This is a genomic window from Roseovarius sp. MBR-154, from assembly GCF_053628595.1.
Window position 1 is genome coordinate 383681 of record NZ_JBRJGR010000001.1, and the last position, 14980, is coordinate 398660.

16 protein-coding genes are annotated in these 14980 nt (G+C 57.6%); 7 read left to right on the top strand and 9 right to left on the bottom strand.

Going from position 1 to position 14980, the window contains the following annotated elements:
- Positions 1–3: 3 nt before the first annotated feature.
- Genes ACSSV4_RS01845 through rho form a run of 6 tightly spaced genes read right to left on the bottom strand, consistent with a single transcriptional unit; the run spans position 4 to position 6785 of the window.
- Positions 4–909 (bottom strand): ParB/RepB/Spo0J family partition protein, encoded by a 906-nt coding sequence (locus ACSSV4_RS01845; protein WP_454273062.1) that lies wholly within the window; start codon positions 907–909, stop codon positions 4–6.
- An 18-nt stretch (positions 910–927) separates the two neighbouring features.
- A complete protein-coding gene (locus tag ACSSV4_RS01850) occupies positions 928–1737 on the bottom strand; it encodes a ParA family protein (protein ID WP_454273063.1) in 810 nt (269 codons plus the stop codon).
- Positions 1730–2335: a 16S rRNA (guanine(527)-N(7))-methyltransferase RsmG gene (gene rsmG, locus ACSSV4_RS01855; RefSeq protein WP_454273064.1), complete on the bottom strand. Its 606-nt coding sequence runs from the start codon at positions 2333–2335 to the stop codon at positions 1730–1732. Before rsmG ends, ACSSV4_RS01850 begins: the two co-directional genes overlap by 8 nt.
- Positions 2332–4194, bottom strand: coding sequence for a tRNA uridine-5-carboxymethylaminomethyl(34) synthesis enzyme MnmG (gene mnmG, locus ACSSV4_RS01860; protein WP_454273065.1), 1863 nt, complete (start codon positions 4192–4194; stop codon positions 2332–2334). The genes rsmG and mnmG overlap by 4 nt, the downstream gene beginning before the upstream one ends.
- Before the next feature lie 12 nt (positions 4195–4206).
- On the bottom strand, positions 4207–5493 hold the full coding sequence (gene mnmE, locus ACSSV4_RS01865; RefSeq protein ID WP_454273066.1) for a tRNA uridine-5-carboxymethylaminomethyl(34) synthesis GTPase MnmE: 1287 nt from the start codon (positions 5491–5493) through the stop codon (positions 4207–4209).
- 20 nt (positions 5494–5513) lie between these two features.
- Positions 5514–6785: a transcription termination factor Rho gene (rho, locus tag ACSSV4_RS01870; protein ID WP_454273067.1), complete on the bottom strand. Its 1272-nt coding sequence runs from the start codon at positions 6783–6785 to the stop codon at positions 5514–5516.
- 534 nt (positions 6786–7319) lie between these two features.
- On the opposite strand from rho, the gene ACSSV4_RS01875 reads away from it, so the two are divergent.
- From ACSSV4_RS01875 to dnaQ, 4 genes are read left to right on the top strand one after another with little or no spacing between them, the layout of a single operon-like run.
- Positions 7320–7919 carry a Maf family nucleotide pyrophosphatase gene (locus ACSSV4_RS01875; protein WP_454273068.1) on the top strand — a complete coding sequence of 200 codons (600 nt, stop codon included), beginning with the start codon at positions 7320–7322 and terminating at the stop codon, positions 7917–7919.
- Positions 7916–8749, top strand: a complete 834-nt coding sequence (locus tag ACSSV4_RS01880) for a shikimate dehydrogenase (protein WP_454273069.1) — start codon at positions 7916–7918, stop codon at positions 8747–8749. Before ACSSV4_RS01875 ends, ACSSV4_RS01880 begins: the two co-directional genes overlap by 4 nt.
- Positions 8746–9339 carry a dephospho-CoA kinase gene (coaE, locus tag ACSSV4_RS01885; protein ID WP_454273070.1) on the top strand — a complete coding sequence of 198 codons (594 nt, stop codon included), beginning with the start codon at positions 8746–8748 and terminating at the stop codon, positions 9337–9339. Before ACSSV4_RS01880 ends, coaE begins: the two co-directional genes overlap by 4 nt.
- Entirely contained in the window at positions 9332–10060 is a 729-nt protein-coding gene (gene dnaQ, locus ACSSV4_RS01890) for a DNA polymerase III subunit epsilon (protein WP_454273071.1), read from the top strand. The genes coaE and dnaQ overlap by 8 nt, the downstream gene beginning before the upstream one ends.
- Position 10061: 1 nt before the next feature.
- Here the strand turns inward: dnaQ and secB are convergent, their stop codons facing one another.
- Positions 10062–10559: a protein-export chaperone SecB gene (gene secB / locus ACSSV4_RS01895; RefSeq protein ID WP_454273072.1), complete on the bottom strand. Its 498-nt coding sequence runs from the start codon at positions 10557–10559 to the stop codon at positions 10062–10064.
- A 65-nt stretch (positions 10560–10624) separates the two neighbouring features.
- Positions 10625–11110, bottom strand: coding sequence for an FxsA family protein (locus tag ACSSV4_RS01900; protein ID WP_454273073.1), 486 nt, complete (start codon positions 11108–11110; stop codon positions 10625–10627).
- A 108-nt stretch (positions 11111–11218) separates the two neighbouring features.
- Between ACSSV4_RS01900 and ACSSV4_RS01905 the strand changes: the two genes are divergently transcribed.
- Genes ACSSV4_RS01905 through ACSSV4_RS01915 form a run of 3 tightly spaced genes read left to right on the top strand, consistent with a single transcriptional unit; the run spans position 11219 to position 13511 of the window.
- Positions 11219–11878 (top strand): Tim44/TimA family putative adaptor protein, encoded by a 660-nt coding sequence (locus ACSSV4_RS01905; RefSeq protein WP_454273074.1) that lies wholly within the window; start codon positions 11219–11221, stop codon positions 11876–11878.
- Entirely contained in the window at positions 11875–12918 is a 1044-nt protein-coding gene (gene mltA, locus ACSSV4_RS01910; protein ID WP_454273075.1) for a murein transglycosylase A, read from the top strand. Before ACSSV4_RS01905 ends, mltA begins: the two co-directional genes overlap by 4 nt.
- Complete coding sequence (locus ACSSV4_RS01915; protein WP_454273076.1) at positions 12915–13511, top strand: Smr/MutS family protein; 597 nt, start codon at positions 12915–12917, stop codon at positions 13509–13511. The genes mltA and ACSSV4_RS01915 overlap by 4 nt, the downstream gene beginning before the upstream one ends.
- Here the strand turns inward: ACSSV4_RS01915 and ACSSV4_RS01920 are convergent.
- Complete coding sequence (locus ACSSV4_RS01920; RefSeq protein WP_454273077.1) at positions 13494–14717, bottom strand: MFS transporter; 1224 nt, start codon at positions 14715–14717, stop codon at positions 13494–13496. The two genes, ACSSV4_RS01915 and ACSSV4_RS01920, sit on opposite strands and share 18 nt — an antisense overlap.
- Positions 14718–14980 lie beyond the last annotated feature (263 nt).

The window sequence follows — 14980 nt, forward strand, 5'->3', positions numbered from 1 at the left end:
TCATCACACGCTGAGCATACCAATAAGCCGATCGAGTTGCTCCAAAGACGTGTAGCGGATTGTGATCTGTCCGGTCTCTTGTCCTGGCTGGTGGTCAATGGAAACGGACATCGTAAGATTCGCCGAAAGGTCTTCCTCGAGCGCTACGGTATCGGCATCCTTCACGGTCGAGCCGGACTTTGCGCTCCCGGATTTTTTCGTGGCCTGGCCGGAAGCCACGTCGGACTTGGCAAGTTTTTCAGTTTCACGGACGGAAAGAGAGCGTCGAATGACTTCGCGGGCCAATGTCGTCGGATCTTCGGATGTTATGAGGGCCCGCGCATGGCCCGAGGACAACCGCCCCTCGCGCAGATAGGTCAGCACCTCCTCTGGCAGGTTCAGGAGGCGCACGGCGTTGGCGATGTGGCTTCGGCTCTTGCCTAGGACTTCGGCGAGCTTTTCTTGCGTATGGCCAAATTTGGTCATGAGTTGACTATAGCCTGTCGCTTCTTCCACCGGGTTCAAGTCGGTCCTCTGGATATTCTCGATGATCGCAACCTCAAGAACCTCGGTGTCACTGAAATCTCGTACAATGACCGGAATCTCGTGCAGCTGCGCCATTTGTGCCGCGCGCCAACGGCGTTCCCCTGCAACGATCTCATAGGCAGCGGCCTGACGCGGGTTCTGTCGAACAATCAGCGGTTGTATTATACCTTTTTCCCGAATGGACCGCGACAGATCCGCAAGGGAGTCCGTATCGAAATGGCGGCGCGGCTGCTCCGGGTTCGGGTGGACCCGCTCAATGGGCACCATCATGTCGGGTTGGCGCAATGTGTGTCCATCGGGTTTCGCGGCAGTTTCGTTGACATCGGCCATCAAGGCCGAGAGGCCGCGGCCAAGCCCCCGACTTTGCATCTTCTTGCTACTCATCTCAACGTTCCTTCCTGCTCAGGCGGCGACTGGGGTACTCTTCTGCATCAACTCTCGGGCGAGATCCCGATAGGCCTGAGCGCCTTTGGATTGAGGATCATAATTGAGGACCGGTAGCGCGTAGGATGGGGCCTCGCTCAGACGAACATTTCGGGGAATTCTAGTCTGGAACACAAGATCACCTAGATTATCTCGCGCGTCCTTTTCGACCTGCGCGGAAAGGTTGTTGCGCGTGTCGACCATCGTTAGAACAATGCCCTCGATCCGCAAGGACGGATTGGCGCTCTGGCGCACTTCGCGCACCGTGAGCATGAGCTGGGACAGCCCCTCTAGCGCAAAAAACTCGCTCTGTAACGGAATGAGCACGGAATGTGCTGCGACCATGGCGTTGATCGTCAAAAGATTAAGAGACGGTGGGCAATCGATCAGGATCACGTCAAGCTGAAAGCTGTCCATAGCGTGCTGGCGAAGTGCATCGTGAAGCAGAAAGCTGCGCTTCTCATTGGACATCAACTCAAGATCCGCCGAGGAGAGATCGACCGTGGCAGGAATGATGTTCAAATTCTCATGCGCCGTTTTCTGGATTATCTCATCGAGCGGGATGTCATCGAGCAGGAGGTCGTAGGTGGTGTAGTTACGCGCCTCCGGGTCTATGCCAAGGCCAGTCGAGGCATTCCCCTGAGGATCCAGATCGACGATAAGAACGCGTATCCCGGTCTCAGCCAGGGCGGCGCCGAGATTTATGGTGGTCGTCGTCTTGCCCACTCCACCCTTTTGATTGGCGATCGCGATGATCTTCGGCGTTACGTTGCGGATCGGGTCAGGCACGGGACACTCCTGTGACACTCAAGATGACGGGGCCAGTCTCTGTTTTGCTTTTATCAATCTTGTAGTTGAATTGCCACTTGGATTGAGCAGCCGTTATCTCTTTCGTCCAGTTTTCCCCCTTGGGAAACAAAGCCCGGCCTCTTGGATTCAGGTGTCGTTTGGCGAAGCCCAGCAGAGTGGTCAGATCCGCCAAAGCGCGGGCCGACACGATGTCGCCCATCTGAGGTGAAACGGCTTCTATCCGATCGGTGATAACATGCGCCTGAACGCCCGTTTCTCGTATCACCGTGCGCAGAAAAGCGGACTTCCTAGTGTCGCTTTCTATCAGGGTGCACGACAGGGAAGCATGGCGCTCGGAGCCAATGATAGCAACGACGAGACCTGGGAATCCCCCGCCCGAGCCCAAGTCGATCCATGTCGAAGCGGTCTTCGGGGCAAGATCCAGCAATTGTGCGGAATCAAGGAAGTGTCTGGACCAGAGTTGGTTGAGAGATGTTTTCGACACGAGATTGATTCGTTCGTTCCACCTTTTGAGGAGATCTACGTAAATCTCCAAGCGCTCCTGTGTTTCACGTGAAACACCGAGATCAAATGTCATGCGCGTCTGGCCCGAGCTTCCTGCCGCAGTCGCGCGAGAATAAGCGTCAAAGCCGCAGGCGTCATACCATCTATACGCGCGGCTTGTGCCAAATTCTCTGGTCGTACGGTACTCAACTTGCTCCTCAACTCGTTCGACAGTCCTTGAAGAAGATCGTAATCGAAGTCGCGCGGGATGGCCTGTGCCTCATCCCGACGTAGCATCGCGACATCGGACGCCTGCCTATCAACGTAATTGGCGTACAAAGCGTCGTTTGAAAGTTGCTGACGGATATCAGCATCAACACCATTCAAACTCGAGTTCAAGGCGCAAAGATGCTCGAATTCGACCTCGGGAAACGCCAGGATCTCGAATCCCGTCCGCCGTTTGCCATCCTGGTTCACAGAGATCCCGGCCAAAACGAGTTGTTTTGGCGTATAGGTTTGCGATACCAGAGACGCCTTCGCCGCCTGCAATCGTTCAAGTCGATCCCCGAACACACGTTTTCGATCTTCGCTCACGCAACCAATCCGGATAGCCAGCGGTGTCAGTCTCTGGTCTGCGTTATCCGCGCGAAGCGACAAACGAAACTCGGCACGTGACGTGAACATTCGGTAGGGTTCGCTCACCCCGCGGGTTATCAAATCGTCAATCATGACCCCGATATAGCTCTCAGACCGACTGAAACGGATCGGCTCTTTCTCTTGAACATAAAGCGCGGCATTCAGACCGGCAACAAGGCCTTGCGCTGCAGCCTCCTCATATCCGGTGGTTCCATTGATCTGACCGGCAAGAAAAAGGCCCGGAACGTTCTTCGTAGATAAACGCTGGTCCAAGGCTCGGGGATCAATGTAATCGTATTCGATAGCGTAGCCGGGCTGAAGGATCCTTGCTTGTTCAAGACCGTGAATGGAGCGCACATAAGCCTCCTGCACCGCTTCAGGCAAAGATGTTGATATGCCATTGGGATAGATGGTGTCATCCGAAAGGCTCTCGGGTTCGAGGAATATCTGATGAGACTCCTTCTCACCGAACCGGACAACCTTGTCCTCGATCGACGGGCAGTATCGCGGTCCGATGCCGTCAATCCGACCGCCATACATTGCTGAATGCGCCAGGTTTTGACGTATGATTTCGTGCGTTTGCTCATTCGTATGCGTGATTCCACAGGATACCTGCTTAGCGAACGGCGTCTTCGAGAAAAACGAAAACATTACCGGATCGTCGTCCGGAGGCTGTGAATCGAGACTATCCCAATTAATCGTCTTCCCGTCCAGTCGCGGCGGCGTTCCCGTTTTCAAGCGCCCCATGGGGAAACCAAAGCCATCGATGCGCGCGGCAAGGCGGAGACTCGGAGGATCGCCCAGTCTGCCACCAGGCCTCGACGTGCCGCCGATATGGATTATGCCGCGCAGGAATGTGCCTGTGGTTAACACCACCGCGCCCGCACGAATTTCGGTACCATCACTCAAGCAGACGCCGGCAACTCTCTCCTTGTTCATGATGAAATCCGCGACTTCGCCGAAGACAACTTTCAGACGGTCCTGCCCCTTGATCATTACCTGCATAGCATCGCGATACAGCTTCCGATCGGCTTGCGCCCTGGGACCCTGCACCGCCGGACCTTTGCGACGGTTCAGCAAACGAAATTGAATCCCTGCCCGGTCGGCGACGCGCGCCATTACGCCGTCGATGGCATCAATCTCTCGCACAAGATGACCTTTTCCAAGCCCGCCAATGGCGGGATTGCAGGACATCGTACCGATATCACGCTCGGAAAGTGTAACAAGCGCCGTCGTCGCGCCCATTCGAGCAGCGGCGTGTGCCGCTTCAGCACCGGCATGGCCACCACCGATGACAATCACATCGAAATGTTTCACGTGAAACGCTCCTTACTTGCCGAGACAGAAACTTGAGAATATTTCATCGAGTACCGTTTCCACATCGATCCGTCCTACCAAAGAATCAAGAGCCCGAATAGCTCTGTGCAATTCCTCAGCTGCGATATCCAAGGATAGCTCTCCCTTAGCGATAAACGCTAGAGTAGACTTCAGTGAAATCAGAGCGTTACGCATTGCCTGCTCATGCCGTGCTCGAACCGCGACCCCCACAGAGCCTGATCTCTGTTCAAGGATCTCACCCACTTTATTGATCAGACTATCAACGCCCTTCCCGGTCAAACCGGAGACAGTGCCTTCCGAACCTCCCCGCAAGTCGCCTTTGCCCAACAGCACCAAGTCGCCGTCGCGGAGCAGGTCATCCGGTGGTAAATCTCCATCCGTAAGAAACACACGAAGATCCGCAGCATGAGCACGCTGCTTCGCCCTTTCGATACCGATCGTCTCCACCGCGTCCTTCGTTTCGCGTAAACCCGCAGTATCCAGTAAGGTCACAGGTAATCCACGCAGATCCAGCCGTACTTCAATGACGTCCCGTGTGGTGCCTGCATATTCCGACGTGATAGCAGCCTCACGCCCGGCGAGCGCGTTCAGTAAGGTGGACTTTCCGATGTTCGGAGGCCCCAGGATAGCAACCTCAAATCCGTCACGGATTCGCTCTGCCACAGCAAAACCTTTTATCTGATCCTCAAGATCATTGATAACCTTCTGAAGAACAGGGACAACTTCCAGAGTCACATCCACGGGCACGTCTTCATCGACAAAATCAATCGTTGCTTCCACGAGTGCCACAGCCCTGACAAGCGCGTGCCTCCACTGCTCAGCCTTGCGTCCAAGCTCTCCCGACAACAGTCGAATCGCTTGCTGCCGCTGCGCTTCTGTCTCAGCATCTATCAGGTCAGCAAGCGCCTCTACCTGTGTCAGATCAAGCCGCTCATTCGCAAGCGCGCGTCTGGTAAACTCGCCAGGATCAGCTGCCCGCAAACCCGAAAGCGCATCAAGGCGCTTCAAGACTGCGGCAACAACTGCCTGACTGCCATGTGTCTGAAGTTCAAGAACAGGTTCACCCGTGAAGCTCGCGCCATCCTCGAAATAGAGAACAAGCGCCTCGTCCAGACGTCCGCCGTACGCATCGCGCAGCACCCGCAGTGTCGCGTAACGCGGTGACGGCATTTCGCCACAGACTTCCTCTATCACGGAAGGCACAGCTGGACCCGAGACACGGATTACCGCAACTCCCGCTTTGCCACGCATAGTTGATAGTGCAAAGATCGTATCCATCGCACGACCTCGCTTTGGGCTTACGTGTTCATCGAATCAAAGAATTCCGCATTCGTCTTGGTTTGCTTCAGTTTTGACAGCAGGAACTCCACTGCATCGGTTGTTCCCATGGGATTGAGAATACGACGCAAAACAAAGGTTTTCTGGAGATCGTTGCGATCAATGAGCAAGTCTTCTTTCCGCGTTCCCGATTTCAGAATGTCGATGGCCGGGAAAATGCGCTTATCCGCGACCTTTCGATCAAGAACGATCTCGGAGTTCCCGGTTCCTTTGAATTCCTCAAAGATCACCTCGTCCATCCGACTTCCTGTATCGATCAATGCCGTGGCGATGATCGTCAGAGACCCGCCCTCCTCGATATTGCGTGCTGCCCCAAAAAACCGCTTCGGACGCTGCAATGCGTTGGCATCAACGCCGCCGGTCAAAACCTTTCCGGAACTTGGTACGACCGTATTGAAAGCACGGCCCAGACGCGTGATCGAATCCAGAAGAATCACCACATCCCGCTTATGTTCAACAAGCCGCTTTGCCTTTTCAATAACCATTTCCGACACAGCAACGTGGCGCGTCGCCGGTTCATCAAAGGTTGAACTCACCACCTCGCCTTTAACCGATCGCTGCATGTCCGTGACCTCCTCCGGACGCTCATCGATAAGAAGGACGATGAGGTAACATTCGGGGTGGTTCTTTTCGATGCTGTTCGCAATATTCTGCAACAGAACCGTCTTGCCGGTCCGCGGCGGTGCAACAATCAACGATCGCTGCCCCTTCCCGATAGGAGCGACGAGATCAATAACACGCGCCGAGCGGTCCTTGATCGTGGGGTCCTCGATCTCCATCGTTAGCCGCTCATCCGGATAGAGCGGTGTAAGATTGTCGAACGCAATTTTGTGCTTGGCGCGTTCCGGCTCCTGAAAGTTGATCTGTGTAACCGAGGTCAGCGCGAAATAGCGTTCGCTCTCATCAGGCTGACGCATCTCCCCCTCGATCGTATCGCCCGTTCGCAAGGAATATTGGCGGATCATCTCTGGAGACACATAGATATCGTCGGGACCTGGAAGATAGTTCGCTTCTGGAGACCGCAAGAAACCAAACCCGTCCTGAAGGACCTCGAGCACCCCATCTCCAAAGACAATCCAGCCGTCATCCGCACGCTCTTTCAGGATCGAAAACATCATCTCGCCCTTGCGCATGGTCGAGGCGTTTTCGATATCGAGCTCTTCTGCGATTGCCAGAAGATCCTTGGCGCTGAGCGCCTTGAGATCAGAAAGATTCAAACGATCATCAGACATGTACATATCCTGTGCCTTCACCGTGGACCGGTGCGGAGCTGTCTCAAAAGGGGAATCACGATACCCAGAACGGGCACAGCCTCTTCATACGTGTCTCTTTGGGTAGCGTCAATCAACCTGTCCGGTTTGAAAGAAATGCCAGAACACACTTCCTAAAAATAATTAGATTTATATTTAATAGAGGTCGTAGGTATTGGAAAAACTGTTGATGATCAAACTGTCCCACGATTAGCCCACAACTGGACATTACCGAGGATATCTCGGTATGAGTATTACAGGATCGGGATTTTCGAACTTTTACCGTTTACAAAGAATGGTTTAGGATGGCTAACCCCGAAACATGCCGCTCCCGTTCCTGTTGATTAATTGTAAAAATGTCCAATCTTTACGAACGGAACTTATACTTGTCCCCAAGGGGATATTCTTTCGAAAACCTCTTCGAAATCCTCCCGATTGAAGATATCCCTCATATTGGATGGATTACAAACAAGCGGGTTCACGAGAAATACCTGCGATCTTCTCGGGGTTATACACATGTCCTTGAAACTGATCCTTGCTTCGAGGTCCAGGATACGCCGTGTCCTGCTGGAAAACGCCAACATCCAAGTGGATGTGACGCCCGCAGGCATTGATGAAGACGCAATTCGCAAGGCACTCCAGAAGGAAAGCGCCTCGCCCAGAGACACCGCTGATGCTCTGGCCGAACAAAAGGCCCTGAAAATCAGCCGGAAATTTCCCGACTCCCTTGTTCTTGGTTGCGACCAGGTGCTTGATCTGGACGGTCGGATCCTGTCCAAGCCACGATCTCGGAATGATGCGCGCGATCAACTCGTCAGCTTGCGTGGGCGACGCCATGATCTCCTCTGTGCAGCCGTCATGTGCCGCGAGGGTCAACCGGTCTGGCGACATGTCGGCGTTGCGCATATGACCATGCGACCCCTCTCCGATGACTCGATCGAGACTTATGTCGACCGCAACTGGCCGGATATCGCTGAGGCTGTTGGCGCGTATCAGCTTGAATCCGAGGGCGTGCGTCTGTTTGCTCGCGTGGATGGCGACTATTTCACCATCTTGGGCCTGCCACTCCTCGATCTCTTGTCTTTCCTCATCGGGCGAGGAGATTTGCCGACATGAGTCAGTCCAGGATACCGCTTGCGGGCGTCATCGGATCCCCGATTGCGCATTCAAAATCGCCACAATTGCACCGTCACTGGCTAAAACTGCTTGGCATTCCGGGGTTCTATATTCCGATGCATGTCGAGGCGGGTGACTTGGAACCGGTCTTGCGAGCTTTGCCGCGCGCCGGGTTTGTCGGGGTCAATGTCACGGTCCCGCACAAGGAACAGGCCCTGTCGATCGCCGATTTGGTTACTGACCGGGCAACCCTGATCGGCGCCGCCAATACTTTGATCTTTCGCAAGGATGGACAGATTCATGCCGACAACACGGATGGGTACGGATTCATCCAGAACCTCCGCCAAAATGCCCCCGGCTGGAGGCCTGACAGCGGGCCGGCGGCTGTTCTGGGTGCGGGCGGAGCTGCGCGGGCGGTGATCGCCTCACTTCTGGATGTCGGTGTTCCCGAGATTCTGCTCTCGAACCGCACGCGCCTTCGCGCCGAGGCATTACAGCAGGAATTTGGCCGTCGCATCACCGTTGTCGATTGGGTACAGGCTGGCAATATGCTTGATGAGGCCCACACCGTCGTCAATACCACATCGCTTGGCATGGTCGGCTGTCCGCCCTTGCGCGTTCCCCTTGACGGCCTTCGCAAAGGCGCTGTGGTAACCGATCTGGTTTACGCGCCCCTGGAGACGCCGCTCCTGCGGGAGGCACGGGCACGCGGATGCATTACCGTCGACGGGCTTGGCATGTTGCTGCATCAGGCTGTGCCCGCGTTCGAGCGATGGTTCGGTGCCCGCCCGACGGTCGATGCTGCGACCCGCGCGGCGGTTTTGCGATGACATTTCGACTTGGGCTCACCGGCTCTATAGGTATGGGAAAATCCACCACTGCCAGAATGTTCGCCGAAGAAGGCTGTCCCGTCTGGGATGCAGATGCGGCAGTGCATGGACTTTACGCCAAAGGCGGAGGGGCGGCCGCACCCATGGCGCAAGTTTTTCCGGAAGCGGTCAGCGGAGGAGTTGTGTGTCGCAAGGTTCTCAAGCACATTATCCGGCATGAACCGGATGCCTTGCAGAAGATCGAGGCAATTGTGCATCCGCTGGTAGCCCGGGATCGAGAGGCCTTTCTCAACAGACAAACCGCGCCGATCAGCGTGCTCGATATCCCGCTCTTGTTCGAGACAGGGGCGGAGCGGTATCTTGATGCGACCGCGGTCGTCTTCACGACCGATGAAGAGCAGCGCGCCCGCGTTCTGGCACGCGATACCCTGGATGCCGGTCAATTCGAGGCAATCAAGCGAAAGCAGATGCCGAATGATGAAAAACTGGCCCGTGCAGATTATGTGATCGAAACCGACAACATGGATCATGCCCACGAGCAGGTCCGCGCTGTCATTGACGATATCAGAAGGAACCGGCTTCATGCGTGAGATCGTTCTCGATACCGAAACCACCGGCTTTGACCCAGAAAGCGGCGACCGGATCGTTGAGATCGGGGCCATCGAACTTTATAACCACATGCCGACGGGACGGACGTTTCATCAGTACATAAATCCCGAGCGCGGTATGCCGGATGAGGCTTTCTCCGTGCACGGTATCGGACCCGATCTTCTGGACACGCCGCGCCCGCCTCGTCCTGGCGAGGTAACACTGAAGGACAAGCCGGTGTTCCGCGATGTGGCACATGCCTTCGTCGAGTTCATCGGCGATGCCAAGCTGGTCATTCATAACGCCGCCTTCGACATGAAATTCCTCAACGCCGAACTGGGCTGGCTCCGCCTGCCGCAACTGCCCTGGGCTCAGGCCATCGACACCCTGGCCATCGCGCGGCAGAAATTTCCCGGCTCTCCTGCCTCTCTCGACGCGCTTTGTCGGCGCTTTGTTATTGACAACACGGCGCGCACGCTACATGGCGCGTTGCTCGATTCCGAGATTCTTGCAGAGGTCTATCTGGAATTGATTGGTGGGCGGCAGCCCGATCTTGTCTTGTCATCCGGACATGCGGCCGATCACCCCGGGCAGTCTGTGGACGCATGCTGGCGCACCGCGCCGCGCCCTCAGCCCCTGCCCTCGCGCCTCAGCGAAGACGAAAGCACCTCCCATCGCGCCTTTGTCGAGCGAATGGGCGATGCGGCAATCTGGTCCCGATAGGTTAGGCGTCTGCCGTCTGAGCGCCGGATTCGGCCTGACGACGCGCGATTTCCTTGCGGTAAAGCTGCACGAAATCAATGTTTTCCAGGTTCAGCGGCGGGAAGCCGCCATCCCGGGTCACATCGCTGACAATGCGGCGAATGAAGGGAAAGATCATCCTCGGGCACTCGATCAGAAGGAAGGGATGAAGTTGCTCTTCCGGCACATTCTCAACATGGAAAACACCGACATAGTCCATTTCCATGACGAAAAGCGCTTCCTGATTTTCCTTGTTGCGTGAGGTGATGTTGAGCTTGGTCGCAACCTCATACTGATGCTCGGTCGAGCGTTTCTTGGCATCGAGATTGACGGCGACCTGGACGTCGGGCTGGACCTCTCCACCGGTCCCGCGCTGTGCCAAAACATTCTCAAAGGACAAGTCGCGCACGAATTGCGTCATGATGTGCATGCGCAGCGGTGGGGTTTCCTGGGCGGCGGCCCCGTTTTCTTGCTCTGCCATGGGAGTCTCCTGATAGACGGCTCAAATCAATATCGCATGTTCCATAGCAGGCGTCGGGCGGTGCCTCAATGCTTTGTCCATCCGGAGTGACCGCCTGTGCCGGTTTTCTGAGGGTCGAGATCCTCGTAATCACCCTCGATGATCTCCGGCCCTCTCTGAGGACGGGTCTCGGGCCGTGATCCCGGCCCGGTCTCGAACCGAGCGACACGCACCCGCTTACGCAATTCGATGAAGATCCATCTTCGGACCGGTGGTGTCAGAAGGCAGAAACCCACTACGTCGGTGAAAAAACCTGGCGTCAGCAGGAGCGCCCCGGCAAAAAGGATCATCGCACCATGTGCCAGCGGCTCGGATGGATCCTCGACCTCTGAAAAGCTGCGGCGCAGGTCTGCGAGCGCCACCGCCCCCTGCATCCGCAAGAGCCATGTGCCAAGCAGCGCAGTCAGGATCACGATTGCCAGCGTCGGCCAGAGCCCGATCAGCCCACCGACCTGAATGAACAACGCGATCTCGATCAACGGGATTGCGATGAATGCGAGCAAAAGCCACATGCGCGACCTCCTTGGTTTTCCGGTCCTCACGGTGGACTTGGTCCATCGCGTCCCCTACATAAGGACGAGTGACCGTGCTTACCATGCCCCGCACAACATGAGGTGCCCATGAATTCGCCCATTCTGCAGTTACTGGTACTCGCCGGTATCGCCATATTCCTGATCCTGCGGCTGAAAAGCGTTCTGGGCACTCGGGACGGCTATGAAGGCCCGCCCCGCACTCAGCCCCGCACCGGCCAGACCCCGCGCCGGGATTTTGAGGTGATCGAGGGTGGGCCCGATCATGACATCATCGACCACGTTCCCGAAGACTCCGACGCCGCATCCGCGCTGGCCGAGATGAAGCGCATTGAACCTGATTTCAACGTCACAGGTTTCTTGCAGGGCGCACGTGGCGCTTATGAGATGATCCTCATGGCCTTCGAGCGGGGCAAGCTCGATGAGGTGATGCCGTTCATGGATCGCGATGTGTACGAGGCGTTCGCACAGGTCGTTGATGAGCGCGAGAAACAGGGTTTGACCATTGAAGCGGAATTTCTCGGAGTCCGCGATCTGGCGCTGGTGGATGCCCGGTTCAATTTCGATACCAAGAGCGCAGAAATTGACGTGCGTTGCGTGGGGGAGTTGATTTCCATAGTCCGCGATGCAAATGGCGAGATCATCGAGGGCGCACCCGGACAAAGCAAACGCCAGAAGGATATCTGGACCTACGAGCGCGTCATGGGCTCCGACGATCCGAACTGGCGGCTTGTTGCCACGGGCGAATGACGGACGCGCTGCGGTCGATCGCGTTGGTGCTGGCCCTTTTCGGGCAAGCCCCGCCCGTCGCTGCACAGGAAATTCAGCACAACATTCTGGATTTCAGCGAGCTGGACGACTGGGAAGCGGATGACCATGCCGCCGCCCTTGAGGTGTTTCTCAATACCTGCGCCGATCTGGATGATCCGGACTGGCGTGCGCTCTGCGCTCTGGCTAGTCGGCGCCCCGATGCCCGCGCATTCTTCGAGCTGTTCTTTCGCCCTGTCGTCATCAACGATGGCAAACCCGCACTTTTCACCGGCTATTTTGAGCCAGAACTGGACGGGGCCCTGAGCCCGGACGCGCGTTTTCGCTATCCAGTCTATCGCGAACCGCCCGAAGCAAAACGTAGCAACCCTTGGCTAACGCGGCGCGAGATACTCGAAACGGATGTGATGAGCGGGCGGGGGCTCGAAATCGCTTGGGTGGATGACCCGGTGGAGCTTTTTTTCCTTCAAATCCAAGGTTCTGGGAGAATTAGGCTCCCCGATGGGCGCGTGATCCGGGTAGGCTATGGCGGGGCGAACGGGCATGAATACCGCTCTATTGGCGTCGAACTGGTGCGACGTGGGGTCTATGACGTGCATCAGGTCTCGGCGCAGGTGATCAAGAACTGGGTACGCCGCAACCCGGTCGAGGGACGCGAACTCCTGATGCACAACCCGTCTTACGTGTTCTTTCGCCGGGTTGACGAGGTGCCTGCCGAGCGCGGCCCGCTGGGTGCGATGAACCGCTCCGTCACCACCGGGCGCACGGTTGCGGTCGACCCGGCCTACGTGCCTCTGGGCGCGCCTGTCTGGATTGAGAAGGCGGGCGCCGACCCCATCCACCGCCTGATGATTGCACAGGATACCGGATCGGCGATCAAGGGGGCGCAGCGCGCTGACATCTTTTTCGGCACCGGCGATGCGGCAGGTCTTGCCGCGGGCAAGCTGCGCGATCCGGGGCGCATGGTCGTGCTGATGCCGATTCAGCGCGCCTATGCCATGCTGATGGAGCAAGAGCCGTGAGCCGTCGCCGCCTGCGCCCGGATGAGTTGGCACTCTGGAAGGAGGTGGCGCGCAAGGCAACGCCGCTTGCGCCCGAACGAAGGCCGCAGCCCGGCACCCTGACCGACACTGCAAGGCCCAAGCCCAAGCCTGTCACACCGCGCGCCACCCCGGTCGCGCCCTTCACAATTGGCCAATCCGCCAACGATCAGCCGCATGGCCATGACGTGCTGCCCGGAATTGCCGAACGCATCGGCAATGCCCCTGTGAAGATGGACAAGAAGGCGCATGCGCGCCTGAAACGCGGCAAGCTGATGCCAGAGGCCAAGCTTGATCTGCATGGCATGACGCTCGATCAGGCGCATCCCGCGCTCAACACTTTCATCCAGCGCTCGCACGCCGCAGGGCTGCGCCTCGTGCTGGTCGTCACCGGCAAGGGCAAGCATCGCGATCCCGGTGGGCCAATCCCGGTGCGCCACGGCGTCCTGCGTCACAACGTGCCGCAATGGCTCAAGATGATGCCGCTCGCGCCGCTGGTCCTGCAAATCAGCGAGGCGCATCTGAAACATGGCGGCGGCGGGGCCTATTACGTCTATCTACGACGTCAGCGATAGCTGCGGGCGGGCGCGCGTCACGCCAATGGCCATCATCACACTGGTGAAGATGAAATAGCCCGCAATCAGCAGGAACTGTGCCTCGATCCCTAGGCCGAGGTCGATGCCCAGCCCCGTCAGCCCCGGCCCGATGGCCGAGCCGAAGACCATGATTGCCGCCGCCATCGCCTTGATGCTGCCCATATGGGCGGTGCCGTAGAATTCTGCCCAGAAGGCATTGGGCAGGGTGCTGTTCGCGCCGGTGGTCAGCGCCAGGAAGACGAAGCCGAGGATCAGCATCGCCGTCCCCTCGGAAAACGCAAAGAGCGTGAAGGCGACGACCATCGGCAATTGCATGAAAGGCAAGAGCCGCGCCGTGCCCAGCCGGTCGAGCGCCCAGCCCGACAGCACCATCGCACCGATCCCCACCACCGTATAGAGCGGGAACATCGCCACCAGCTCGACGTGGGAAATCGCTTTGATTTCAGCGATATGCACCTGGTGAAAGAAGAACGCCGTGTTGAAGGCCGAGGGCCCCAGAAGCGCCGGGATCATGAACCAGAAGAGGAAATGCCGCAGCGTCTGGCCCCGTGTCCAGTGCCGCCCGTCCATGCCGAGCGACTGGCTGGTCTGGGCCCAGCTTTGCGGTGTGCGCTCGCGGCGGAGGAGCAGGAGGAGGAGCGGAATGCCGATCAGGGCCATCACCGCGGCGGCCACCCACAGCATGCGCCAGTCATGGATAATCAGTAATGAGACGAAGATCAGGGGCAGCAGAGACTCCCCCACCGCGTTGCCTAAGGTCGCGATAGATAAGGCTTTTCCCCGGCTGGCGATGAACCAGCGGGCCATGGCTACGACGGCGAGGTGGCTCATCATGCCTTGGCCGGTGAAGCGGAGGGCGAAGATGACCAGCGGTAGCAGCCACCAGACCGGGTTCAGCGCCATGAAAAGGCAGGCGCCGGTCATCAGCAGCAGGACGATGGGGGCCAGCACGCGGACGCGGAAATGGTCGGTCAGGCCCCCGGCCCAGACCATCACCAGCGCCGAGGCGGTGGTGCCGAGGGTATAAATTCCGCCCCATTCTCCGTGACTTAGTCCGAATCCCGCACGGATTTCGCCGGCGAAGACCGATATGAAATAGGTCTGCCCGAAACTGCTGAGAAAGGTCAGCAACACCCCGGCGGTGAGCCAGGGCGCGTTGTCGCGGAGGAATGCGAGAATCGGCATGTCCCCTTCCTTGCGTGAAACGGGGGGAGAGAAAAGCGGTTTTCGCGCGGGCTGTACCGCGTCGGTATTCTGTCGGTATTGCGTCGGTGCCGGTTTCGCGGCCCCGGACGGGGGTCACGGGGTGGGAATTGGGGAATGGAGACGTCCAAACAAAGAGACGTCATGCCCGCGAAAGCGGGGATCTCGTGAGGAGGGTGTGACATGGGAGGGAGATTCCCGCTTTCGCGGGAATGACGGCGGTGGTGGGTAGGACTGCCCACCCT